We start from the raw sequence: 21,536 nt of genomic DNA, 5'->3' as shown, positions 1-21,536 counted from the left end.
TGCAACGAGAGAGGGTGAATTGGCATGACCATTCTCAACCCCGACACCGACGCCGTGCTCCAGACCAGCTACCAGAAATCCGTTGCCGCGTACTGGAACAACAACCCCAACGACGACCGGGTCAACACGAAACTCGGTGAGGTGGACGGTCTTTACCACCACCACTACGGCATCGGCGCACCCGATCTCTCGGTACTGAGCGGGCCCGAGGACACTCGGCAGGACCGAATCGTCCAGGAACTGCACCGCTTGGAGACCGCGCAGGCCCACCTACTCCTCGACCACCTCGGCACGGTGCACCCGGACCAGCACCTGATGGACGGCGGATCCGGCCGTGGCGGAACGAGTTTCATGGCCAATCAGCGATTCGGCTGCCAGGTCGACGGCGTCACCATCTCCGAGTACCAGGTCCGCTTCGCCAACGAGCAGGCCACCCAGCGCGGGGTGGCCGACAAGGTGCGGTTCCATTTCCGGAACATGCTGGAGACCGGCTTCGAGCCGTGGTCCATGCGCGGCATCTGGACCAACGAGACCACCATGTACGTCGACCTGTCCGACCTGTTCCACGAATTCTCCCGGCTGCTCGAGCCCGGTGGCCGCTACGTGTGCATCACCGGCTGCTCCAACGACGTCACCGGCGGCCGCTCGTCCTCGGTCAGCTGGATCGACGCGCACTACGGCTGCATGATCCATCCGCGCAGCGAATACTTCCGCGCCATGGCCGAGAACAACCTGGTCCCGATCGATGTGATCGACCTCACCGCGGCCACCATCCCCTACTGGGAGCTGCGCACGAAATCCGAGCTCGCGACGGGTGTCGAGCGGCCGTTCCTCACCGCCTACCAGGAGGGCAGCTTCCAATACCTGCTGATCGCCGCCGATAAGGTGGGCAGGTGACCGAGACCTACCCCCAGGCGATTACCGACCGCGAGGCCCTGCCCGTCGAGCTCGTCGACGACGCGGGGCACGCGATCGGTACCTGCCCGGTGTCGCAGGCACATCAGGCGCCGGGGCGGCTGCATCGCGCGTTCTCGGTGCTGCTGTTCGATGACGCGGGGCGGGTGCTGCTGCAGCGGCGGGCCGCGGTGAAGACCCGCTTCCCGTCGCAGTGGGCCAACACCTGCTGCGGCCACCCCGCGCCGGGCGAACCCGTCGCGGCGGCCGCGGCGGTACGCCTGGCCGAGGAGATGGGCCTCACCACCTCGTTCACCGAGGTGGGCGTTTATCGCTACCGCGCCGAGGACCCGTCGACCGGCCGCGTCGAGTTCGAGTGGGACCACGTGCTGCTCGGCGAGCTCACCGCCGGTGTGCCGCGGCCCGACCCGGCCGAGGTCGCCGACTACGCCTGGGTCGAGCGCGGCGCGCTGCGCGACGCGATGGCCGCCGATCCGGCGGCCTACACACCGTGGCTGGCCGGCGTGCTCGAGCTCGCCGAGCGGGCGCTCACTGAAACGTGGCAGCGCTGAGCCGGCCGACACCGGTGCGCACCCCCGGACCGAGGCAGCCGCCGACCATCGCGGGCGTCATCATCTCGTAGTCGGCGGTGATCCGAACCTTGCTGCCCTGACCGAGCCCGTCGACGACGTCCAGGGTGCCGATCGTCGGCTGCTGCATGGTCACCGGCCACGGCCCCCACAGCTTGCTCGTCTCGCCGTTCGACCAGAGCACGTCGACGGTGATCGGGCCGTCCGCCGGACGCATGCAGTCCGACGTCGCGATGTGGGTGCCGGTGAAGGTGCCGCCGGTGATGCCATCGGGCCCGCCGGTGCAGTCGCGCAGCACGCCGACGGAGGTGAAGGTGAGCGCGTGCGGTGTCATGTCGATCGCGCCGTCCGCAGCCGTCCAGCGGAAATCGCCGTTCGCGCAGCTGCCCGCGGGCGGCAGCGCGGAGGCGGCAGGAATATCGAACGGGGCGAGCAATGCCGTGGCTACGACAGCGCTGGTGGCGATCTTCCCGAGCATCGACAACCTCTTCTCGCGGGCGGCGGACCTGCCGAAACGGGCGGAGCACGAGCACGGTGAGACTCCCATACCGTCCGTGCTGTTCTAGTCCGACACACTCGGGACCGAGCCTGGATAGATTCAGCCGAGCACATCGGTAAATGCGCATATCTAAGTAAGACAATGTGATAAACCCTGAGAGAAATCATAGGAAGGGCACAGGCTATGACCAGGTCGGCCTTGCATTGTGGGATGCGTTGGAGTTGTCCGCGAAGTGAGGTGTGCGATGGTCGAAATCGAGGTCACGGGTACGACCGTGACGATCCAGGTGGTCGGCGGGCATCAGGTACTCGCCCTGCGTGAGCACATCAGCTTCGACCTAGCGAACATCACCGCGGTCACCAAGGCCGAGGTCGATCGGCGCCCACCGTGGGTGCGTGCGCCGGGCACCTTCTTCCCCGGCGTGATCGCGGCGGGCACGTTCCGAGGCAAGGGCCGTAAAGAGTTCTGGGACACCAGATTCGACGGACGCGCACTGCGCTTCGAGCTGGCCGGGGCCCCCTTCACCCGGATCGTCGTCGATGTCGATGACCCGGATGCGGCGCTGCGGGACCTGCAGACCGCCGTCGCGGCTTGAGTTTTCGGAGTTACCGGCTCCGCGCGCTCCCCCAACCAGCCAGTCCCGTGGGAGGGCATTGTCGTTGGTGTGTCCCGTCCGTGTAATTCTGTTCGGACACGTGACGACAGAGAGTTTCCGATGACGGTTTCGGCAGCACAGTTCGTAGATCGCCGGTTCGCGACCCTGGTCGCCGAGTTCGACCGGCTTTTCCGGCGACCCACCGACGGTGGCGGGGCCCTCGCGGTCTACCTGCACGGCGAACCGGTGGTGGACGTCTGGGCCGGGTACGCGCGACCGGAGGTGCCGTGGGAACGGGACACCGTGGCCATGGCGTATTCGACCGGCAAGGGTGTGGCGAGCACGATGCTGCATCGGCTCGCCGAGCGCGACCGGGTTGCCTACGACGAGCCCGTCGCGACGTACTGGCCCGAGTTCGGTGCCGCGGGCAAGCAGCGCATCACCGTGCGCGAATTGCTCAGTCACCGAGCGGGTTTGCATCGGCTGCGCGGGCTGCTGCCCGGTCCATACGACCGATTCTTCGATGACGCGGCGGTCACGGCGGCACTCGCCGCGGCGGCGCCGGATCCGCGACACCTGGTCACCAGCGGCTATCACGGAATCACCTTCGGGCACTTGGTCGCCGAGCTGGTGCGTCAGATCACCGGCACCGAGTTCACCGAGGTGCTGCGCACCGAGATCGCCGAACCGCTTGCCGCCGAAGAGCTCTGGTTCCGGATGCCGGATAGCGAGCGCCATCGCATCGCGACCAACTTTCCCCGGCTGACGGTCGCGGGCATGAGCTGGGAGAACAGCTCCCGGTTGCTCGGCCGCACCAGGTTCTCGGCCGCCATGGACACCACCCCGACGGGTTTCGCCGATCTGGTTTCCGATCCGCGCCTGCATGATTCGGTGATGCCAGGCCTCAACGGCGTGTTCTCCGCCCGTTCCCTCGCCCGCGTCTACGGCGCGCTCGCCAACGGCGGCGAACTCGACGGATATCAGCTGTTGCGCCCGGAAACCATCGAGCTGATCACCCGACGCCAGGTCTTCACCCCGGATTACGTTCTCGCCCTGCGCGTTCCGTGGGCGCTCGGTTACCACGCCGTCCCGATGAAGCCGTCGAAGGCCGATCCGATCTCCGCCTTCGGACACTTCGGCCTCGGCGGTTCCGGTGCGTTCGCCGACCCGGCCACCGGCATGTCCCTCGGCTTCGTCACCAACCGGCTGGGCGGCCGCCTGACTCCCCTGGGCGACGCCCGCCTGGCCCGCCTCGGCGCGGTCGCCCACAATCTCGCGAAAGCCGCCTGACCCCCGCAACCGAAGGCCCCCTTCAGTCGTCAAGACACGATGAAGGGCCCTCAGTCTGGGGCCGGCGCCGACCGAAGGCGGCCTTCAGTCTGTGTGACGGGACGAAGGGCGCCTTCGGTCAGTCTGGGGGACGAGACACCCGCTGGGGAATCGTCGGACGTTTCGGTCGCGGGGTGGCAGCATGTGCGGCATGGAGTTGGTCGGGATGGAACGAATCACCGCTGCTGCGGAGTTGCTGGCGCCGGTGATTCGGAAGACGCCCATCGTGGCGTCGCGGGTGCTGTCCGAGCGCGCGGGCGCCGAGGTCTGGTTGAAGTGCGAGAACCTGCAGCGGACCGGGTCGTTCAAGCCGCGCGGCGCCTACAACCGGATTGCCAATCTGCCCGCCGCGGATCGTGCGCGCGGAGTGGTTGCGGCGAGCGCCGGTAATCACGCGCAAGGGGTCGCCTGGGCGGCCACCTCGCTGGGCATCACCTCGACGGTTTTCATGCCGGTGGGTGCCTCGCTGCCCAAGCTGGCGGCCACCAAGGCCTACGGCGCCGAGGTGCGGCAGGTCGGTGAGACCATCGAGGACGCGTTGGACGCGGCCATGGAACTCGCCGACCGCACGGGTGCGACGCTGATCCATCCGTTCGACCACCCGGACATCGTGGCCGGGCAGGCGACGGTGGCACTGGAGATCCTGGAACAGATCCCCGACGTGGGCACGGTGCTGGTGCCGACCGGTGGCGGCGGGCTGCTGGCCGGCATCGCGGTGGCGCTGCATCAGCTGGCACCGCGGGTGCGGGTGATCGGAGTGCAGGCGAAGGAGGCGGCGGCCTGGCCGGGTTCGCTGGCGGCGGGCAAGCCGGTGCGGGTCGGACGGATGTCGACGATGGCCGACGGTATCGCCGTCGGGCAGCCGGGGCAGGTGCCGTTCGCGCATGTGGCCGAGCACGTTTCGACGATGCTGACCGTCGACGAGGACTCGCTGTCCAAGGCGCTGCTGCTGTGCCTGGAGCGGGCCAAGCTGATCGTCGAGCCCGCGGGTGCGGCGGCGGTCGCGGCGTTGATGAGTTGTGCCGCAGCGGATCTCGCCCTCGAGGGCCCGGTGTGCGCGGTCCTGTCCGGCGGCAATATCGACCCGCTGCTGCTCACCCGGCTGATCGGCCATGGACTCAGTGCGGCGGGACGCTACCTCGCTGTGCGCGTGACGATTTCGGATCGACCGGGCGGCCTGAGCACGCTACTCGGGGTGGTCGGTAAGACCGGCGCCAGCGTGGTCGACGTTTCGCACGCACGCACCGGCGCCCGGCTCGCGCTCGACGAGGTCGAGGTCTCGCTCACTTTGGAAACCCGCGGCCCCAACCACCGCGACGACGTCCTGAACGCCCTCGCCAACGCGGAATACGCCGTCCGAGTCGAGGACTGACGACGACCTCGCCCTGGCCGGATCCAGGGACAACCCGGTCCAACCATGACGAGGCCGGTCGAATGACTTGCCGCACAGGCGATCTCACATCCCAGCTGGATGGATAACCGCCGGGCGACGCTAACTGCCGAAGAACATGAATGGGCTGACGATGGCTGCCATCGGGATCAGCGCCATGTCCATGATCGAGCCGCCGATCGGAATAGCGATGGCCAGGAAAACGGCCGTCAACATTGCGAGGCTGTTGCCCACGATCGATCCAATCATTCCCTCTGCTCCTTCTGTTCGATACTTCCGGTAGCTGTCGAGTTTCACGAAGACTCGAAGTGCCATAAAGCAGTGAACTGGGTAGAGGCCACCTCGCCATGGGGCCGAGGTGCACGGACGCCTATCGGACGGGCGCCGCGGATCATAATAATGCACAGCTGGTCCGTTTTGGGTGTTTCCAGAAGTTTGCTGATGACCCCCGAACCGGCGCGGAGCCGGGGTCGCACCCGTGCCGACCGGACGCGGTGGCGTCCGGTCGGCCCCTCATCGGGTGGCTGTCAGCACTTGCGCTTGTAGAAGTACTTCGAGTTGGCGTCCATGTCCGCCTGGGTGATCGCGATCATGTCGGTCTGAATATTGCGGGTGACCGGCTTGCCCTCGATGGCCGCGGCCGCCTGGTCGACGCCCTTGGCGCCGATGCCCGCCGGGTCCTGGGCGATCAGCGCTTGCACGGTACCGGCTTTCAGGTCCTCGACCTGCTTGGGGCTCGCGTCGAAGCCGACCACCTTGACCTGACCGAGCTTGTTCGCGTTACGCAGGCCGGTGGCCGCGCCCTCGGCCGAGCTCAGGTTGGTGGCGAAGATACCGGCGAGATCGGGGTGCGCGGCCAGCGTCGCGGTGACGATCGACGCCGCCTGGGCGGCTTCGTTGTTGTTGTACTGCACGCCAAGCGAGGTGATGCCCGGGAAGCTCTTCACCGCGTCCTCGAAGCCCTGCGCTCGCGCGTCGGTGGTGGAGGTGCCCGCCTTGGTGTTGATCACCAGCACCGGGCCCTTGTCCCCCACCAGTTTCGCCAGGGTCTGCGCCGCGAGGGCGCCGCCCTTCTTGTTGTCCGACGAAATCGAGGACAGCGCAACGGAAGTGTCGTCGAGCGCGGTGTCGACCTCGACGATCTTGATGCCGGCGTCCTTGGCCTGCTTGATCGGATTGGCCATGGCGGTGGCGTGCGTCGGGGCGATCAGGATGCCGCCTGGCTTGTTCGCCACCACACCGGTCAGCACCGGGGTCTGGGAGCCCGCGTCGAACTTGGTTGGCGCCTGCGTGTCCAGCTTGTAGCCGAGCTTCGTGGCTTCGTCCTGTGCGCCGCACTGCATCGAGATGTAGAACGGCTCGTCGGCGACACCCGGAATCAGCACCAGCTTCTTGCTGTCCGTGCTGCCCGAATTGCTCACCTGCCCACTACAAGACACCAGCAGCGCGCCGACCGACACCATCGCGCCGATCACCACCGCTGTCCGCTTGGCCACCCTCATTGGCTTACCTCCACCGTATTTGTGTTGTTGCACTATCGAATTCCTATTTCCGATCGCGGGCCCTGCGGCGGAGCTGGTCGAACCAGACCGCCGCGACGAGCACCACGCTCACCGCGATCGGCTGCCAGAACACCGGCACCTGCGCGATGACGAACCCCTTCTTCAGCACCGACGGAATGAACACGCCGATCACGGTGCCGACGATCGAGCCGACACCACCGAAAAGGCTGGTGCCGCCGATCACTACGCCCGCGATGGCATCCAGGTTGTCGGTGGTGTGCCCGCCGATGGTGGTGGTGCCGAAGTAGGCCAGATTCATGAAGCCCGCCAGACCGGCGAGCACGCCGGTGAGCAGGTACACCGTCACCAGATGCCGGGTGACCGCGATGCCGGACCGCCGGGCGGCCTCCTCGTTGGAGCCGATGGCGTAGGTGTAGCGGCCGAACCGGGTGGTGTGCAGCACCCAGGCGGCGAGCACCGTCACCACGGTGGCGACCAGCACCAGGTTCGGTATCCCGCCCAGCGTGGTGCCGAAACCGAGTGTGTCACGCAGATTTTCGGGCACCGTCCGGGTGTCGACGCCGCCGGTGATCAGCTGGGCCGCGCCGAGCGCGGCGCCGAACGAGCCCAGGGTGACGATCAGCGGCGGAATCTTGGCCTTGGCCACCAGCAATCCGTTGATCAGCCCCCAAAGACCGCCGCCCGCAATGGAAAGCAGGAAACCTACGCCGATGATGCCCCAGCCCGCGCCGGTGGCGTCCTGGTCCGGGCTCAGCCACTCCATCGATTTCGCGCCGATCACGCCGGAGAAGATCAGCACCATGCCGACCGACAGGTCGATGCCGGAGGTGATGATCACGAACGTCATCCCCACCGAAAGGACAAGCAGCACCGAGGTTTCGATGAGCAGCGTCTGGAAGGTGAACCGGGTCGGGAACGCGTCGGGCCGCAGCACGCTGAACACGATGCACAACGCGACAAGCACCACGCCGATCCACACCGTGCTCGCACCCATCAGTCGCTGCAGGACAGTGCGTTCCGGTAACCCGGCGCCACCGTTGCCGTTCCCGTCGACATCGACGGACTTGACCTCACTCATGCGACATCCTCGCGAGACATGGAGCACTGGCGTCTCACGCCGCACCCTCCTGTGACAGCGCGCCGGTCATGGCGCCGACCAATTGCTCGAGCGTGGCCTCGGCCGCGGTGAACCGCGCCACCCGCCTGCCGAGCCGGAGTACTTCGATGCGGTCTGCGACCGCCAAGACCTCCGGCATGTTGTGACTGATCAGCACCACCGCGATGCCCTCGCCTGCGACGCGCCGGATCACCTCCAGGACCCGCTCGCGCTGCACCACGCCGAGCGCGGCGGTCGGCTCGTCCATGAACACCACCTTGCTGGCCCACATCACCGCCCTGGCCACCGCGACGCTCTGCCGCTGCCCGCCGGACAGCGAGCCGATCGGCACGTCCGAGCTCTGCAGAGTGACGCCGAGGCGCCGGAAGTGTTCGACCGCTTGGGCTCTCATGGCGGTACGATCCAGCATGCCGAGCTTGCCCGGCAGCCCCTTGCGCACCAGTTCGCGGCCGAGGAAGAGGTTCGCGGCCGGGTCCAGATCGGGCGCCACCGCGAGATCCTGATACACCGTCTCCACGCCGAGTTTGCGCGCGGCCGTCGGAGTATTCAGCACCACCGGCTTGCCGTCCAGCAAAATCCGCCCGGAATCCGGCTGCTCGGCGCCGGAAAGGCATTTCACGAGCGTCGATTTACCCGCGCCGTTGTCGCCGATCAAGGCGACGACTTCACCGGCGCTCACCGCGAAGTTCGCGCCACGTAACGCCTCGACCCCGCCATAGCGCTTCACCAACCCCTCGGCTTGCAGCACGACGGCGGAAGCACCTGCGGTTTCGGCCGGTTTCGCGGCATCGTCCGAGGTCATCGGCCACATCCGTGCGCGCACAGCTGAGCAAACGTCCAGTCCATCGCCCGATGCTACGTTCGCCCCTCATCTCGTGGGACGTATTCGGGAAAATGCGGAAGGCGCAACGGAACTCGGTTTCCGGGCGAGAAAACAATGCACGGAATGCCCACGTTGGCAGGTTCCTCGGGTAAGGCGCGCCAATGCTGCAGTTTCAGCGCTGAAAGTCGAGGAGATTTCCCGGGAACCAACTGGCTGCGTCGCACGTCAAAGAAAATGCACAACAGTCCTGTCGTCGAGTAGAAGGAGTTGCCAATGGACCGTGGACGCCCGCGACCGGACCCGGGCCCCGGATGAGCCCGCGCACCGCAGCGCGACATCTGCTGGCGGACGACCAGCAGACCGAACCCGCGCCACCCAGTTACCCTGGGGATATGAGCAGCATGGACGCCGATGTGACCCTCGCCGAGTTCGAGGTACTGGAGCGCGCATCGTCCGAGGAGGTCGACGTCGAGCTGATCAATGGAAGGATCTACGTGGTTCCGGTTCCGGATGGCGAGCATGACGAGTACGCCAGCACAATCGGCGATCAGATTCGCGACCATTGCCCAGAGCTGCGATTACTGCACGAGCGGGGTCTGCGCATCCCCTCTTATCGCGCGAGCCGCGCTCGCGTCGATGGGGCGGTTGCACCCCGTGGGTACTTCCGTGACCAGCCGCCATGGTCGGATCCCGCCGGAGTCGTGATGATCGTTGAAATCACCTCGGGTCGGGAACGTGACGCCGACGTCGATCGCATCGAGAAGCGCGACGCCTACGCACAGGCCGAGATCCCGACCTATCTGCTCGTCGACCGTCACCGTGGCGAAGTACTGATCTACTGGGAGCCAGCCGACAACGAATACCGGCGTAACGCCACCGCGAAATTCGGTGCGCCGCTACGACTGCCGGCACCGTTCAACTTCGACCTGGATACAAAAGAGTTCCTCTGATCGACACCAGGTTCGGGGTGCCGATCGTTCTCGATGACGGTCGGCACACCCGCTAGTTCAGTGTTCACCACCGAGTTCGAGGGCGAGGACGCCGATAATGACGAGGCCGATGCCGCCGACTTGGATCAGGGTCAGGCGCTCGTCGAGGAAGAGCACGCCGATGAGGGCGATGGCGGCCACGCCGACGGCGGACCAGATGCCGTAGGCGACGCCGATTTGCATACCGCGCTTCAGCGCCAGTGAGAGAAACCAGAAGGCGCTGCCGTAGCCGAGCACAACCAGGATCGACGGAATGAGCTTGGTGAATCCGTCGGAGACCTTCAGCGAGACGGTGGCGGTCACCTCGGACGCAATGGCGATGGCCAGCAGCAACAGGGTCATGGCGGCAGCGTATCGAGTGCCGCAGAATAGCGGGGCGGCGCGCTGCCGAATGTGCAGTGGGCGGGGCGAACTCGGTGATCGTGGCAGCCGCGGGGTGGCTCGGCGATCGAACGATGGGGAGGTGGAGATCGGATGAATTCGGTCGTGCTGTTTATCGGGCTGGGCGTGGTGCTGATGGTCGGGCTGCTGATCGTCTTTGCCGTGCTGTCGATTCATGCCGAGCGACAGCGCCGGAATCGATTGCAAGCGTGGACAACAGCAAACGGATGGAGCTTTACCCAGCATGCCCGCGCGGACTGGACGGCCAGACTGCCCGGCCGCAACAAGGGTGGTCTCGGGGCGATGCTGACCGGGCCGATGGGCGGGCGGTGGGTGACCGTGGCGGACTATCACTACACGACAACGTCCACCAGCTACTCATCGGACAACAGCAGCACGACATCGACTACCAAACACCACTACATCGCCGTCGTCGTGCAGCTGCACCGACCATACCTACCGATCGCGGTCGAACCGCGCGGTCTGCTCTCGCAGCTCGGCCGCTCACTGTTCGGCGACAAACCCACCGCGACCGGCAACGCGGCGTTCGACGCCCGCTTGCGCATCCGCACCAGCGACCCCAACTACGCCCGCTGGCTGATCAGCAAGCCGTTGATCGACGCTCACGTGGCCAACGTCGCACCACCCTGGAGCCTCGCCGGACAGGACTTACTCTCCTACCGGACGGGCCGCCTGCAGAACCCCGAGCAGATCCCAGCCCTCGCAGCTCCGCTCCTCCACATAGCGGACCTACTCCCGCGCTGAGCTGACCCAACAGCCGCACCCGCACTCAGGATCTGGATGCGCCGGCGGTCAGCCCAGCCAGGTGCGGAGTTGGGCTGTGGTGGTGGCGATTTCGTTGAGTTGGACGGTTACCTGGGTGGCCGCGGTGCCGCCGCGGGCGTCGCGGGAGGCGATGGAGCCTTGGACGGTGAGGACCTCGCGGACCTTCGGGGTGAGGGCCGGGTCGATGGCGGCGAACTCCGCATCGGTGAGTTCGTCGAGGCCGACGCCGCGGGATTCGGCGGCGCGGACGCAGGCGCCCGCCGCCTCGTGCGCGACGCGGAACGGAACACCCTGGCGGACCAGCCATTCGGCGATGTCGGTGGCGAGAGTGAAACCGGCGGGGGCAAGTTCGGCCATCCGGTCGGTGTGGAAGGTGAGCGTCGAGACCAGACCCGCGATGGCGGGGAGCAGCAGCTCCAGTTGGGCGACCGAGTCGAACAGCGGTTCCTTGTCCTCCTGCAAGTCTCGGTTGTAGGCCAGCGGCTGCGCCTTCAGCGTGGCGAGCAACCCGGTCAGGTTGCCGATGAGCCTGCCCGCCTTACCCCGGGTGAGTTCGGAGACGTCCGGGTTCTTCTTCTGCGGCATGATCGAGGACCCGGTGGACCAGGCGTCGGCGAGCGTGATGTAGCCGAATTCCGGTGTGCTCCAGAGGATCACCTCTTCGGCCATCCGACTCAGGTCGACGCCGATCATGGCGAGCACGAACGCGGCCTCGGCGGCGAAATCACGCGAGGAGGTGGCGTCGATCGAATTGGCGGCGGACGCATCGAAATCCAGTTCGGCGGCGATCGCCTCGGGATCGAGGCCGAGCGACGAACCGGCCAGCGCGCCGGAACCGTACGGCGACACCGCCGCTCGCTTGTCGAAGTCGCGCAGCCGATCGATGTCGCGCAGCAGCGGATGCGCGTGCGCGAGCAGGTGATGCGCGAGCAGCACGGGCTGCGCGGCCTGCAGGTGCGTCTTGCCCGGCATCACGGCGTCGGGATGCGCGTCCGCCTGCGTCACCAGCGCGTCGACCACGTCGAGCACGCCGACCGCGACCCGGCGCACGCCGTCGCGCAGCCACATCCGAAACAGCGTGGCCACCTGGTCGTTTCGGGAGCGCCCGGCCCGCAGCCGCCCGCCGAGCTCGGTGCCGACCCGGTCGATCAGCCCGCGCTCCAGCGCGCCGTGCACGTCCTCGTCGGAGTCGGCGGGGGCGAACGCGCCCGAATCCACTTCCGCGGCAAGCTGATCCAGCCCGGCGAGCATCCCGGCGAGGTCGCTCTCGGAGAGCAGTCCGGCCTTGTGCAGCACCCGCGCGTGCGCCTTGGACGCGCGAATATCGTACGGCGCCAGGACCCAGTCGAAGTGGGTCGACTTGCTCAGCGCCGCCATCGCCTCGGCCGGTCCGGACGCGAAGCGCCCGCCCCAGAGCGCACCGGTGTTCGTGCTGCCGCTCTGCGTCATGGTGTGCTGTCTCCTCCGGGTCGGGTTGCGGTCATCAGTAGGTGGGTGCGCATATCCGCGGCGACGTCGTCGGGCACGTCGCGGCCGCGATCGATCAGTACTCGCGCCGGGTCCGCGCGGGTTGCTGTCCAGCCGTGCGCGGTGAACCACTGCACCGGGTCGCTGCGGCCTTCGGTGGGATACCACAGCCGGTCGACGTCGACCTCGATGTCGAGCGCGGCGAGTACCTGCTGCCTGGCGGCGTCGGTTCGGCGCAGGCCCGGCGCCCGCTCCGCCGTCGTCATGTTGACCGCGACCCGGCTGCCCGGCGCGCTCAGCGTGACAATGTGCTCGAACAGCCGGTCCTGCGCGTCGACCGGCAGGTAACGCAGCAGCCCTTCGGCCAGCCACGCGGTCGGCTTGTGCTGGTCGAAACCGTTGTCCCGCAACGCCGCAGGCCAATCCCCGCGTAGATCGACGGGCACCTCGCGGCGCTCGACGGCGGCCGTGACGCCCTGCTCGGCGAAGGCGGATGACTTGAACTGCAACACCTTCGGCAGGTCGAGCTCGAAAACCGTGGTGCCCGCGGGCCAGTCGAGCCGGTGCGCCCTGGCATCGAGCCCGGCCGCCAGGATGACGATCTGCCGGATGCCCGCGCCGGCGGCCGCCTCGAAATAGCTGTCGAAATAGCAGGTACGGGCGACCAAGAGATCACCGAGCGAACCGTAGGATCGCATAGCCGACACCTCGAGGTCACCCGCGCCTGCGCTGAGCCGAGTCCACACGGGCGAGCCGACCGCCATCACCAGCAACCCGGCGTACGGGTCGTGGAACAGCGCGTCCGCCCGCCGGGTTTCGCCGGCGCGCAGCACCGCGACACCGAGTGCCGTCGCACCCACACTGCTCACGATGTCCCAGCTGTCACCCTCGGTCCGCATCGTCGCTCCCTTCGAATCGAGCCGACGCATCGGCCGACCCCGACACTACGGGCGATTCCTGAGTGATCGGCTCGGCGGCCGAGCTCGCGCCTACTTCTGGTTCAGGTCCCGCCGCGCGGCGACCTTGGAGGACAGTCCGTGGATCTGCACGAAGCCCTTGGCCAGCGACTGGTCGAAGGTGTCGCCCTCGTCGTAGGTGGCCAGGTTGAAGTCGTAGAGCGACTGCTCCGAGCGCCGTCCGTTGACGACCGCGTTGCCGCCGTGCAGCACCATCCGGATGTCGCCGGAGACGTGCTCCTGGGTTTCGCCGACGAACGCGTCCAGCGCGCGCTTGAGCGGGGAGAACCACAGGCCGTCGTAGACCAGCTCGCCCCAGCGCTGCTCGACCTGCCGCTTGTACCGGCCGAGCTCGCGCTCGACGGTGACGGCCTCGAGCTCCTGGTGCGCGGTGATCAGCGCGATGGCGCCGGGCGCCTCGTAGATCTCCCGGCTCTTGATGCCGACGAGCCGGTCCTCGACCATGTCGAGCCGGCCGACGCCCTGGCGGCCCGCCCGGTGGTTCAGCTCGACGATGGCCTCGAGCACGCTGACCGCGCGGCCGTCGATGGCGACCGGGATGCCCTTCTCGAAGGTGATGATGAGCTCGTCGGGCGCCTCGAAGTTGACCGTGGCGTCGGCGGTGTAGTCGTAGACGTCCTTGGTGGGCGCGTTCCAGAGGTCCTCGAGGAAGCCGGTTTCCACCGCGCGACCCCACACGTTCTGGTCGATCGAGAACGGGGACTTCTTGGTGACGTTGATCGGCAGCGAGTTCTCCTCGGCGAAGGCGATGGCCTTCTCCCTGGTCCACGCGTAGTCCCGGACCGGGGCGATCACGTTCAGGTCCGGCGCGAGCGCGCCGATGCCGACCTCGAAGCGCACCTGGTCGTTGCCCTTGCCGGTGCAGCCGTGCGCGACGGTGCTGGCACCGTGGAACTTGGCGGCCTCGACGAGGTGCTTGACGATGAGCGGGCGGCTGATCGCCGACACCAGCGGGTAGCGGCCCATGTACATGGCGTTCGCCTGGATGGTCGGCAGGCAGTAGTCGTTGGCGAACTCGTCGCGCGCGTCCACCACGATGGCCTCGACCGCGCCGCAGTCCAGCGCTCGCTGGCGCACCACGTTCATGTCCTCGCCGCCCTGGCCGAGGTCGATGGCCACGGCCACCACCTCGGAACCGGTCTCCTTGGCAATCCAGCTGATCGCCACGGAGGTGTCCAGCCCACCTGAGTAGGCGAGTACGACGCGTTCGGACATGGTCTGTGTGCTCCTCGGTTTCGATGCTTGTCTTCGAAAGTACGGACCGGCTTCCCGCCGCAGCGGCCCGCACGTCCTACAAATGATTATGCACGATGATGCAAGCCCATTCACCACGGGGGTCCGGTGCGCTCCCCCGCCGCCCCGGATCGTTCGCGAAAGTCACTGCCCATCAAGCGAATTACCCCCTTGGCGAGCCCTGCCCCGTGTGCGACCCTGAAGAGCGGAAACCTCGAGCGGGTAGAAGGACGGACGCAATGCTGCACCTCATCGCGCAAGAATTCAGCACCCTCGGCAACGATGTCCTCAACATCGGACGGGCCGTCGTCGACCTCGTCCAGGACATCATCAACGCGGGCACACCGGGCAAAGGGCCGGGTGGCGGCGGCAACGGCCAGTACCCGTTCTCCTGACCGCCGTCAGGCGATCTCCTCGATCTTCGCGGCCAGTTCGGCCCCGGTCAGTGGCTCACGGGCGATGACCGCGATGGTGTCGTCGCCCGCGATGGTGCCGACGATGTACGGCAGTGCCGCGCGATCCAGCGCGCTGGCCAGGTAGTGCGCGGCACCGGGTGGGGTGCGCAAAACCGCGATGTTGCCGCTGTGGTCGGTGGAGACCAGTAGATCGCCGAGCAGCTTCGCGAGGCGATCGGTGCCGCCGATGACGCCGCGGATGGGATTGCCGTCCTCGGGGACCACATAGACGCCCGCACCACCGTCAGCGGCGCGCAGTTTCACCGCGCCGAGCTCGTCGAGATCACGCGAGAGGGTGGCCTGGGTGGTCTCGATGCCCTCGGCGGAGAGCAGCGCCGCCAGTTCGGTCTGGCTGCGTACCGCGTGCGCGGTCAGCAGTTCGACGATGCGGGACTGGCGCCCGGCCCGGGTGCGAGCGATCTCCGGGCCCGTCTTACCCGGTTCCGGATGCGCGACACTCACGACCGCACCTCGATGCTCGATCGCCGACCGTCCGCCACCTCGCAGGCACTCGGCTCCGTCGTGCGCGAACGCACGCCGTGTCCTCGGTTCGCTCGCGCGTACTCGCTCACGCCGCACCGTCACTTCGCTTGGCCAGCAACCACACCAGCAGCGCCTTCTGCGCGTGCAGCCGGTTCTCCGCCTCGTCCCACACCACGCTGTGCGGACCGTCGAGGACCTCGTCGGTGACCTCCTCGCCGCGATGGGCGGGTAGGCAGTGCAGCACCACGGCATCCGGCTGTGCCCGCGCGAGCAGATCGCTGTTCACCTGGAACGGGCGGAACGGCCCGACGCGGTCCAGACCGTCGTTCTCCTGACCCATCGAGGTCCAGGCGTCGGTCACCAGCGCGTCGGCGCCGTCGGCCGCGGCGATCGGGTCGCCGGTCAGCGTGATGGTGGCGCCGGTCTCGGCGGCCCGCTTGCGCGCGGCCTCCAGGATCCACGGCAGCGGCTCGAAACCCGTTGGCGCGGCGATGGTTACGTTCAGCCCGGCGGTGACGCCACCCAGCAGCAGGGAGTGCGCCATGTTGTTCGCGCCGTCGCCGAAGTAAGTGAGGTTGCGGCTCGCGAGGCCGCCCTTGCGCTCGGCGAGCGTCTGCAGGTCGGCGAGCACCTGGCACGGGTGGAACTCGTTGGACAGCGCGTTCACCACGGGAACCGTTGCGGTCGCGGCCATTTCGTCGAGCCGAGACTGCTCGAAGGTGCGCCACACGATCGCGTCCACGTAACGTGAGAGCACCGTCCCGGTGTCGCCGAGGGTTTCCTCCCGGCCGAGCTGGGTGTCGCGCCCGTCCACCACCACCGCGTGCCCGCCGAGCTGGGCGATGCCCACCTCGAAGGAGAACCGGGTGCGGGTGGAGTTCTTCTCGAAGATCACCCCGACGCCGCGCGGGCCTTCCAGCGGACGCTGGGAGAACGGCGCGTGCTTGAGTTCGGCCGCGAGGGTGAGGATTTCGGCCTGCTCGGCCGGGCTCACATCGTCGTCGCGGAGGAAGTGCCGTACCGCGTGCTGTGCTGAAGTCATTGCGCCGCAGCCTCCTTCGCATCTTGGGTCGCCGCGTCCAGAATTTCCGGCAGATCGGCGACGAAATTGTCGGCCTGGGTCTCGGTGAGGATCAGCGGCGGCGCGAGCCGAATCACGTTGGGCTTGGCCGGGTTCACCAGATATCCGGCCGCCCGGGCACGCGCCTCGACGTGGGCGGAGACATCGTCGGTGAGCACGATGCCGAGCAGCAGCCCGGCGCCACGCACGTGCGCGACCAACGGATGCTCCAGCAGTTCGATGCCGTCGACGAGCCGCTTGCCGATCGACTCCACGTGCGCGAGCAGGTCTTCTTCGTCGATGGTGCGCAGCACCGCGAGTGCGGCCGCCGCGCAGACCGGATTGCCGCCGAAGGTGGTGCCGTGCAGGCCGGGCGTGAACAGTTCGGCGGCCGGGCCGGTGGCCAGCACCGCGCCGATCGGCAGCCCGCCGCCGAGTCCCTTGGCGAGGGTGATCACGTCGGGCACGATGCCAACGGCCTGATGCGCGTAGAACTTTCCGGTCCGGCCGATGCCGGTCTGCACCTCGTCGAGGATAAGCAGCGCGCCGTGCCTGCTGGTGATCTCGCGAGCCTTGGCCAGATAATCGATCGGCGGAACGACGACGCCGCTCTCCCCCATCATCGGCTCCAGGAACACCGCGGCGGTGTCCGCGTCGACGACGGCCGCCAGCGCCGCGGCGTCACCGTAGGGCACGTGCACGACACCGGCGGGCATCGGCTCGAACGGTGTCCGCTTGGCCGCCTGCCCGGTGAGCGCGAGCGCGCCCATGGTCCGGCCGTGGAACGCCTCCTCGCACGCGATCATCTTGCGCCGCCCGGTCAACCTGGCGATCTTGAATGCCGCCTCGTTGGCCTCGGTGCCCGAGTTGCAGAAGAAGGCGCGGCCGCTGTGTCCCGCTTCCGAGGAACCGTCGCCGAAGTGCGCGAGCAACCGCTCAGCCAATTCGACAACCGGTTCGTTCACATAGAGATTCGAGGTGTGCCCGAGCGTGCCGAGCTGCTCGGTGACCGCGGCCAGGATGGCCGGGTGCGCATGACCGAGGCTGTTGACCGCGATGCCGCCGAGGAAGTCGACATAGCGGTTGCCGTCGGCGTCGTAGACCACCGCGCCCGCCCCGCGCACCAGCGCGAGCTTCGGGGTGCCGTAGTTGTTCATCATCGCGGCGGTCCACCGCGTCTGGAGGTCTTGGTCTGTACTCATTTTTTCGTTCCGTCCAGCGAGCCGACCCCGTTCGAGGACGGGGCGAGCGTCACCATCGTTCCGATTCCTTCTCCGGTGAACAGTTCCAGCAGCATGGCGTGCGGGACGCGACCGTCGATGACGTGCGCGCTCGGCACCCCGCCCCGCACAGCGCGCAGGCAGGCTTCCATCTTCGGCACCATGCCCGCGTCCAGGCGGGGCAGCAACTCCGCGAGCGCGGCCGTATCGATGCGGGTGATCAGCGAGTTGCGGTCGGGCCAGTCGGTGTAGAGGCCCTCGACGTCGGTCAGCACCACCAGCTTCTCGGCGCCGATGCCCTGGGCCAGCGCGGCGGCGGCGGTGTCGGCGTTGATGTTGTGCACCACGCCGTCCGCGTCCGGCGCGATGGTGGAGACCACCGGGATGCGGCCCGCGCCGATGAGGTCGAGCACCGCGTCCGGGTTGACCGAGGTGACGTCACCGACCAGGCCGATGTCGGTCGGTACGCCGTCGACCTCGACGGTGCGGCGGGTCGCGGTGAACAGATTCGCGTCCTCGCCCGAGATGCCGACCGCGTACGGGCCGTGCGCGTTGATCAGCCCGACCAGTTCGCGACCGACCTGACCGAACAGCACCATCCGCACGACCTCCATCACCTCCGGGGTGGTTACCCGGAAGCCGCCGCGGAATTCGCCCGCCAGCCCCAGCTTTTTCAGCATCGCGCTGATCTGCGGGCCGCCGCCGTGCACCACCACCGGGTGCACACCGACGGTGCGCAGGAAGGCCATGTCGGCGGCGAAGGCCCGCTCGAGTTCCGGGTCGACCATGGCGTTGCCGCCGAACTTCACGACGACGATTTTGTCCCGGAACTTCTGCAGCCAGGGCAGCGCGTCGGCCAGGACGTGTGCCTTGTCCAGCGCCGAAAGGTCCTCGTGGAGTTGGCCCGTCATGAGCTGTAGGCCGAATTCTCTTCGACATAGCCGTGCGAGAGGTCGGTGGTGCGGATGGTGGCCTGCGCGGCACCGACATTCAGGTCGATGCGGACCTCGATGTCCATCCCGGACAGGTCGACGTCGCGGGCGCCGGGCGCGCCGACGCCGTCGATACAGACCGGATTTCCGTTGAACGACACCGAGATCCGGTTCGGGTCGAGGGTGATGGGCGCCATGCCGACCGCGGCGAGCACCCGGCCCCAGTTCGGGTCGGAGCCGAAAAGCGCTGTCTTGACCAGACTGTCGCGCGCGACGGTGCGGGCGGCGGCCACCGCCTCGTCCTCGCTGACCGCGCTCGCGACCGTGACCAGCACCCGCTTGGTGACGCCCTCGGCGTCGCCCATCAGCTGGGCGGCCAGGTCGTCGCAGACCGCGAGGACGGCGGCGTCGAGGTCGGCCTGGCTCGGGGTGACCTCGCTGGCACCGTTGGCCAGCAGCAGCACGGTGTCGTTGGTGGAGCAGGAGCCGTCGACGTCGAGCCGGTCGAAGGTGCGCGTGGTCGCGTTGCGCAACGCCTGGTCCAGCTGGTCGGCGGTGACGGCGGCGTCGGTGGTCAGCACCACCAGCATGGTGGCCAGCGAGGGGGCGAGCATGCCCGCGCCCTTGGCCATGCCGCCGACGTTCCACTTGTCGCGATGATGGAAGGCGGCTTCCTTCGGCACCGTATCGGTGGTCATGATGGCGTGCGCCGCGTCGAGGCCGCCGGACAGGCCGCCGCCCATCTCGTGCACGATCTCGGTGATCGCGGGCAGCAGCTTGTTCATCGGCAGCCGGTCACCAATCAAGCCGGTGGAGCAGACGGCGATTTCGCCGGCGCCGGTCTCGGAGCCCCAATTGCTCAGTGCGGCAGCGAGTTCCTCGGCGGTCTTGTGCGTGTCCTGGAAGCCGCCCGGCCCGGTGCACGCGTTGGCGCCGCCGGAATTGAGGATCACCGCGCGCAAGCGGCCACCGGACAGCACCTGCTGGGACCACAGCACCGGGGCGGCCTTCACCTTGTTGCGGGTGAAGACGCCCGCCGCGGCGTATTCCGGGCCCTCATTGAAAACCAGGGCCAGGTCCGGCTTTCCGCTCGCCTTGATGCCTGCCGCGATACCGGCCGCGCGGAAGCCGAGCGGCCCCGTCACGCCCTGGTTCCGCACCAGCTTGCCGGTCGATGTCGCGGCGGATGTCGTCACGGTGCCACTCCTACGGTGGAAAGTCCTGCGGTCTCGTCGAATCCGACGGCCAGGTTCATGGATTGCACCGCGGCGCCCGCGGTGCCCTTGGTCAAGTTGTCGATCGCGCCGATCACCACGAGCAAGCCCGCGTCGGCATCCACCGCCACCTGCAGGGTGACGGCGTTGGAGCCCAGCACCGAACCGGTCTGCGGCAAGACACCTTCCGGCAGCAGGTGCACGAAAGGTTCGTCGCCATAGGCTTTTTCGTAGACGGCACGCGCCTGCGCGACGTCCACCGAGGTCGGCGCGGTGCAGGTCGCCAGGATGCCGCGCGGCATCGGCGCGAGCACCGGCGTGAACGACACGGCGACGTCGATACCGGCTGCCGCGGACAGGTTCTGGATGATCTCGGGGGTGTGCCGGTGCGCGCCCGCGATGCCGTAGGCCCGCGCCGAACCCATCACCTCGGAGCCGAGCAGCCCGACGTCGAGCTTGCGTCCGGCGCCCGAGGTTCCGCTCACCGCGACGACATGCACCCTCGGCTCGATGATCCCCGCCGCAACGGCGGGTGCGAGCGCGAGGCTGGCCACCGTCGGATAGCAGCCGGGCACCGCGATCCGGCTCGCGCCGCGCAGTTTCTCGCGGCCACCGGGCAGCTCGGGCAGGCCATAGGGCCAGCTGCCCGCGTGCTTGCTTCCGTAGTACTTCTCCCACGCCCGCGCGTCGGTCAGCCGGAAATCGGCCCCGCAATCGATGATCACCGTCGATGCGGGCAGCTGCTCCGCGATGGCCGCGGACTGTCCGTGCGGCAGCCCGAGGAACACCACATCGTGCCCGGCCAGCTCGTCGACGCTGGTCGGCGCGAGCAGGCGATCCGCAAGCGGCAGCAAATGCGGCTGCAGCGCCCCGAGCGGGCTCCCGGCGTTCGCGCCCGCCGTCAGCGCCCCGATCTGCAGGCGCCCGGCTCGATACGCCGGATGCCCCAGCAGCAGCCGCAACACTTCCCCGCCCGCGTACCCACTCGCCCCGGCCACCGCGACCCGCAACGCGGGCGCGCCTGGCTCCGGCGCGTGCACCGAATCAACCATGTGATGATTATGCACGACTATGCAATCTCATTCACGAGGTGGGGTAGTGAGCCAGCCCTCGATGGTCGCCCGGGCCAGGCTGCGCATCCGTTCGCCGTAGGCCGGATACCCGTCGCCGACGTAGCCACCGGAGCCGTCGGCGAGGTCGTGGACGCTCAGCGCGAAGCGGCCGGGGAAGGCCGACCGCGGCAGCGCCACATACGGCTGCAGCGGCGTCATATCGAATCCGCGCTTGGCCTTTCCATTGCGGGCGACCTGATGCCGAGCGAACCAGCCGGTCGCGTCGACCCCTTTGTCGACATAGAACTGGATTATCCGAAACTGCACGTCGGCATGCGGTGCCAGGAAGTGCGAACGATGTTGCAGCACGAAGGCGCACACCAAGGGCAGGTGCCATGGGTACATCGCCGCATCTTCCTGTTCGGCCTCGAGCACCTCGTGCCAGACCTCCAGGCACGGCGCCGCCGCACCGCACTCACACGCCTCTGCCGCTGCCACGTTTCGAGCGTAGCCAAGCCGACGACTTC

At 67.9% G+C, this 21,536-nt stretch carries 24 protein-coding genes; 8 read left to right on the top strand and 16 right to left on the bottom strand.

The annotated features are described in order from the left end of the window. Positions 1-24: 24 nt before the first annotated feature. Both ACIBCN_RS05000 and idi read left to right on the top strand, forming a co-directional pair. A complete protein-coding gene (locus ACIBCN_RS05000; RefSeq protein ID WP_396990133.1) occupies positions 25-897 on the top strand; it encodes a geranyl diphosphate 2-C-methyltransferase in 873 nt (290 codons plus the stop codon). Continuing rightward, positions 894-1,466, top strand: coding sequence for an isopentenyl-diphosphate Delta-isomerase (idi, locus tag ACIBCN_RS04995; RefSeq protein ID WP_396990132.1), 573 nt, complete (start codon positions 894-896; stop codon positions 1,464-1,466). Before ACIBCN_RS05000 ends, idi begins: the two co-directional genes overlap by 4 nt. On the opposite strand, the gene ACIBCN_RS04990 is transcribed toward idi, so the two are convergent. Then, positions 1,444-1,962 carry a hypothetical protein gene (locus tag ACIBCN_RS04990; protein WP_396990131.1) on the bottom strand — a complete coding sequence of 173 codons (519 nt, stop codon included), beginning with the start codon at positions 1,960-1,962 and terminating at the stop codon, positions 1,444-1,446. The two genes, idi and ACIBCN_RS04990, sit on opposite strands and share 23 nt — an antisense overlap. 265 nt (positions 1,963-2,227) lie before the next feature. On the opposite strand from ACIBCN_RS04990, the gene ACIBCN_RS04985 reads away from it, so the two are divergent. From ACIBCN_RS04985 to ilvA, 3 genes are all read left to right on the top strand, one after another. Then, positions 2,228-2,578, top strand: coding sequence for a hypothetical protein (locus ACIBCN_RS04985; RefSeq protein ID WP_396990130.1), 351 nt, complete (start codon positions 2,228-2,230; stop codon positions 2,576-2,578). A gap of 120 nt (positions 2,579-2,698) precedes the next feature. Continuing rightward, positions 2,699-3,868, top strand: a complete 1,170-nt coding sequence (locus ACIBCN_RS04980) for a serine hydrolase domain-containing protein (protein WP_396990129.1) — start codon at positions 2,699-2,701, stop codon at positions 3,866-3,868. Positions 3,869-4,049: 181 nt separating this feature from the next. Next, positions 4,050-5,279 (top strand): threonine ammonia-lyase, encoded by a 1,230-nt coding sequence (gene ilvA, locus ACIBCN_RS04975; protein WP_396990128.1) that lies wholly within the window; start codon positions 4,050-4,052, stop codon positions 5,277-5,279. Between the two features lie 120 nt (positions 5,280-5,399). On the opposite strand, the gene ACIBCN_RS04970 is transcribed toward ilvA, so the two are convergent. From ACIBCN_RS04970 to ACIBCN_RS04955, 4 genes are all read right to left on the bottom strand, one after another. Then, the gene (locus tag ACIBCN_RS04970) at positions 5,400-5,594 is read right to left on the bottom strand and encodes a hypothetical protein (RefSeq protein WP_396990127.1); all 195 of its coding nucleotides are present in this window, start codon (positions 5,592-5,594) and stop codon (positions 5,400-5,402) included. Positions 5,595-5,824: 230 nt separating this feature from the next. Then, a complete protein-coding gene (locus tag ACIBCN_RS04965) occupies positions 5,825-6,799 on the bottom strand; it encodes an ABC transporter substrate-binding protein (protein ID WP_396990126.1) in 975 nt (324 codons plus the stop codon). A gap of 43 nt (positions 6,800-6,842) precedes the next feature. Beyond that, on the bottom strand, positions 6,843-7,898 hold the full coding sequence (locus ACIBCN_RS04960; RefSeq protein WP_396990125.1) for an ABC transporter permease: 1,056 nt from the start codon (positions 7,896-7,898) through the stop codon (positions 6,843-6,845). 34 nt (positions 7,899-7,932) lie between these two features. Further along, on the bottom strand, positions 7,933-8,739 hold the full coding sequence (locus ACIBCN_RS04955) for an ATP-binding cassette domain-containing protein (protein ID WP_396990124.1): 807 nt from the start codon (positions 8,737-8,739) through the stop codon (positions 7,933-7,935). 434 nt (positions 8,740-9,173) lie between these two features. Between ACIBCN_RS04955 and ACIBCN_RS04950 the strand changes: the two genes are divergently transcribed. Further along, entirely contained in the window at positions 9,174-9,710 is a 537-nt protein-coding gene (locus ACIBCN_RS04950; RefSeq protein WP_396990123.1) for a Uma2 family endonuclease, read from the top strand. Positions 9,711-9,767: 57 nt separating this feature from the next. Here the strand turns inward: ACIBCN_RS04950 and ACIBCN_RS04945 are convergent, their stop codons facing one another. Further along, positions 9,768-10,091: a DMT family transporter gene (locus ACIBCN_RS04945; RefSeq protein ID WP_396990122.1), complete on the bottom strand. Its 324-nt coding sequence runs from the start codon at positions 10,089-10,091 to the stop codon at positions 9,768-9,770. Between the two features lie 132 nt (positions 10,092-10,223). Between ACIBCN_RS04945 and ACIBCN_RS04940 the strand changes: the two genes are divergently transcribed. Beyond that, the gene (locus ACIBCN_RS04940) at positions 10,224-10,895 is read left to right on the top strand and encodes a hypothetical protein (RefSeq protein ID WP_396990121.1); all 672 of its coding nucleotides are present in this window, start codon (positions 10,224-10,226) and stop codon (positions 10,893-10,895) included. A 48-nt stretch (positions 10,896-10,943) separates the two neighbouring features. On the opposite strand, the gene argH is transcribed toward ACIBCN_RS04940, so the two are convergent. The 3 genes from argH to ACIBCN_RS04925 form a co-directional block, all read right to left on the bottom strand. Then, positions 10,944-12,365 carry an argininosuccinate lyase gene (argH, locus tag ACIBCN_RS04935; RefSeq protein ID WP_396990120.1) on the bottom strand — a complete coding sequence of 474 codons (1,422 nt, stop codon included), beginning with the start codon at positions 12,363-12,365 and terminating at the stop codon, positions 10,944-10,946. After that, on the bottom strand, positions 12,362-13,282 hold the full coding sequence (locus tag ACIBCN_RS04930) for an SAM-dependent methyltransferase (RefSeq protein ID WP_396990119.1): 921 nt from the start codon (positions 13,280-13,282) through the stop codon (positions 12,362-12,364). Before ACIBCN_RS04930 ends, argH begins: the two co-directional genes overlap by 4 nt. Positions 13,283-13,372: 90 nt before the next feature. Beyond that, positions 13,373-14,575: an argininosuccinate synthase gene (locus ACIBCN_RS04925; protein WP_396990118.1), complete on the bottom strand. Its 1,203-nt coding sequence runs from the start codon at positions 14,573-14,575 to the stop codon at positions 13,373-13,375. Between the two features lie 257 nt (positions 14,576-14,832). On the opposite strand from ACIBCN_RS04925, the gene ACIBCN_RS04920 reads away from it, so the two are divergent. Then, entirely contained in the window at positions 14,833-14,988 is a 156-nt protein-coding gene (locus tag ACIBCN_RS04920) for a hypothetical protein (RefSeq protein WP_396990117.1), read from the top strand. 6 nt (positions 14,989-14,994) lie between these two features. Here the strand turns inward: ACIBCN_RS04920 and ACIBCN_RS04915 are convergent, their stop codons facing one another. The 7 genes from ACIBCN_RS04915 to ACIBCN_RS04885 form a co-directional block, all read right to left on the bottom strand. Beyond that, positions 14,995-15,510 carry an arginine repressor gene (locus ACIBCN_RS04915; RefSeq protein WP_396974223.1) on the bottom strand — a complete coding sequence of 172 codons (516 nt, stop codon included), beginning with the start codon at positions 15,508-15,510 and terminating at the stop codon, positions 14,995-14,997. 106 nt (positions 15,511-15,616) lie between these two features. Then, positions 15,617-16,573, bottom strand: coding sequence for an ornithine carbamoyltransferase (argF, locus tag ACIBCN_RS04910; protein ID WP_396990116.1), 957 nt, complete (start codon positions 16,571-16,573; stop codon positions 15,617-15,619). Further along, a complete protein-coding gene (locus ACIBCN_RS04905) occupies positions 16,570-17,793 on the bottom strand; it encodes an acetylornithine transaminase (RefSeq protein ID WP_396990115.1) in 1,224 nt (407 codons plus the stop codon). Before ACIBCN_RS04905 ends, argF begins: the two co-directional genes overlap by 4 nt. Then, complete coding sequence (gene argB / locus ACIBCN_RS04900; RefSeq protein ID WP_396990114.1) at positions 17,790-18,722, bottom strand: acetylglutamate kinase; 933 nt, start codon at positions 18,720-18,722, stop codon at positions 17,790-17,792. Before argB ends, ACIBCN_RS04905 begins: the two co-directional genes overlap by 4 nt. After that, a complete protein-coding gene (gene argJ / locus ACIBCN_RS04895) occupies positions 18,719-19,939 on the bottom strand; it encodes a bifunctional glutamate N-acetyltransferase/amino-acid acetyltransferase ArgJ (RefSeq protein WP_396990113.1) in 1,221 nt (406 codons plus the stop codon). The genes argB and argJ overlap by 4 nt, the downstream gene beginning before the upstream one ends. Further along, a complete protein-coding gene (gene argC / locus ACIBCN_RS04890; RefSeq protein WP_396990112.1) occupies positions 19,936-21,009 on the bottom strand; it encodes an N-acetyl-gamma-glutamyl-phosphate reductase in 1,074 nt (357 codons plus the stop codon). Before argC ends, argJ begins: the two co-directional genes overlap by 4 nt. Before the next feature lie 27 nt (positions 21,010-21,036). Then, positions 21,037-21,507, bottom strand: coding sequence for a DUF5946 family protein (locus tag ACIBCN_RS04885; protein WP_396990111.1), 471 nt, complete (start codon positions 21,505-21,507; stop codon positions 21,037-21,039). Between the last annotated feature and the right edge of the window lie 29 nt (positions 21,508-21,536).

Source organism: Nocardia sp. NPDC051052 (genome assembly GCF_044456045.1).
Taxonomy (GTDB): Bacteria; Actinomycetota; Actinomycetes; order Mycobacteriales; family Mycobacteriaceae; genus Nocardia.
This window is presented reverse-complemented; position numbering and strand designations above follow the sequence as displayed.

Coding starts and splice junctions, on each gene's coding strand:
- ACIBCN_RS04985 (WP_396990130.1), top strand. CDS start 2,228: ATGGTCGAAATCGAGGTCACGGGTACGACCGTGACGATCCAGGTGGTC.
- argC (WP_396990112.1), bottom strand. CDS start 21,009: ATGGTTGATTCGGTGCACGCGCCGGAGCCAGGCGCGCCCGCGTTGCGG.
- ACIBCN_RS04925 (WP_396990118.1), bottom strand. CDS start 14,575: ATGTCCGAACGCGTCGTACTCGCCTACTCAGGTGGGCTGGACACCTCC.
- ilvA (WP_396990128.1), top strand. CDS start 4,050: ATGTGCGGCATGGAGTTGGTCGGGATGGAACGAATCACCGCTGCTGCG.
- ACIBCN_RS04980 (WP_396990129.1), top strand. CDS start 2,699: ATGACGGTTTCGGCAGCACAGTTCGTAGATCGCCGGTTCGCGACCCTG.
- ACIBCN_RS04930 (WP_396990119.1), bottom strand. CDS start 13,282: ATGCGGACCGAGGGTGACAGCTGGGACATCGTGAGCAGTGTGGGTGCG.
- ACIBCN_RS05000 (WP_396990133.1), top strand. CDS start 25: ATGACCATTCTCAACCCCGACACCGACGCCGTGCTCCAGACCAGCTAC.
- ACIBCN_RS04990 (WP_396990131.1), bottom strand. CDS start 1,962: ATGCTCGGGAAGATCGCCACCAGCGCTGTCGTAGCCACGGCATTGCTC.
- ACIBCN_RS04905 (WP_396990115.1), bottom strand. CDS start 17,793: ATGAGTACAGACCAAGACCTCCAGACGCGGTGGACCGCCGCGATGATG.
- argB (WP_396990114.1), bottom strand. CDS start 18,722: ATGACGGGCCAACTCCACGAGGACCTTTCGGCGCTGGACAAGGCACAC.
- ACIBCN_RS04920 (WP_396990117.1), top strand. CDS start 14,833: ATGCTGCACCTCATCGCGCAAGAATTCAGCACCCTCGGCAACGATGTC.
- ACIBCN_RS04945 (WP_396990122.1), bottom strand. CDS start 10,091: ATGACCCTGTTGCTGCTGGCCATCGCCATTGCGTCCGAGGTGACCGCC.
- ACIBCN_RS04940 (WP_396990121.1), top strand. CDS start 10,224: ATGAATTCGGTCGTGCTGTTTATCGGGCTGGGCGTGGTGCTGATGGTC.
- ACIBCN_RS04960 (WP_396990125.1), bottom strand. CDS start 7,898: ATGAGTGAGGTCAAGTCCGTCGATGTCGACGGGAACGGCAACGGTGGC.
- argF (WP_396990116.1), bottom strand. CDS start 16,573: ATGACTTCAGCACAGCACGCGGTACGGCACTTCCTCCGCGACGACGAT.
- ACIBCN_RS04955 (WP_396990124.1), bottom strand. CDS start 8,739: ATGACCTCGGACGATGCCGCGAAACCGGCCGAAACCGCAGGTGCTTCC.
- argH (WP_396990120.1), bottom strand. CDS start 12,365: ATGACGCAGAGCGGCAGCACGAACACCGGTGCGCTCTGGGGCGGGCGC.
- ACIBCN_RS04965 (WP_396990126.1), bottom strand. CDS start 6,799: ATGAGGGTGGCCAAGCGGACAGCGGTGGTGATCGGCGCGATGGTGTCG.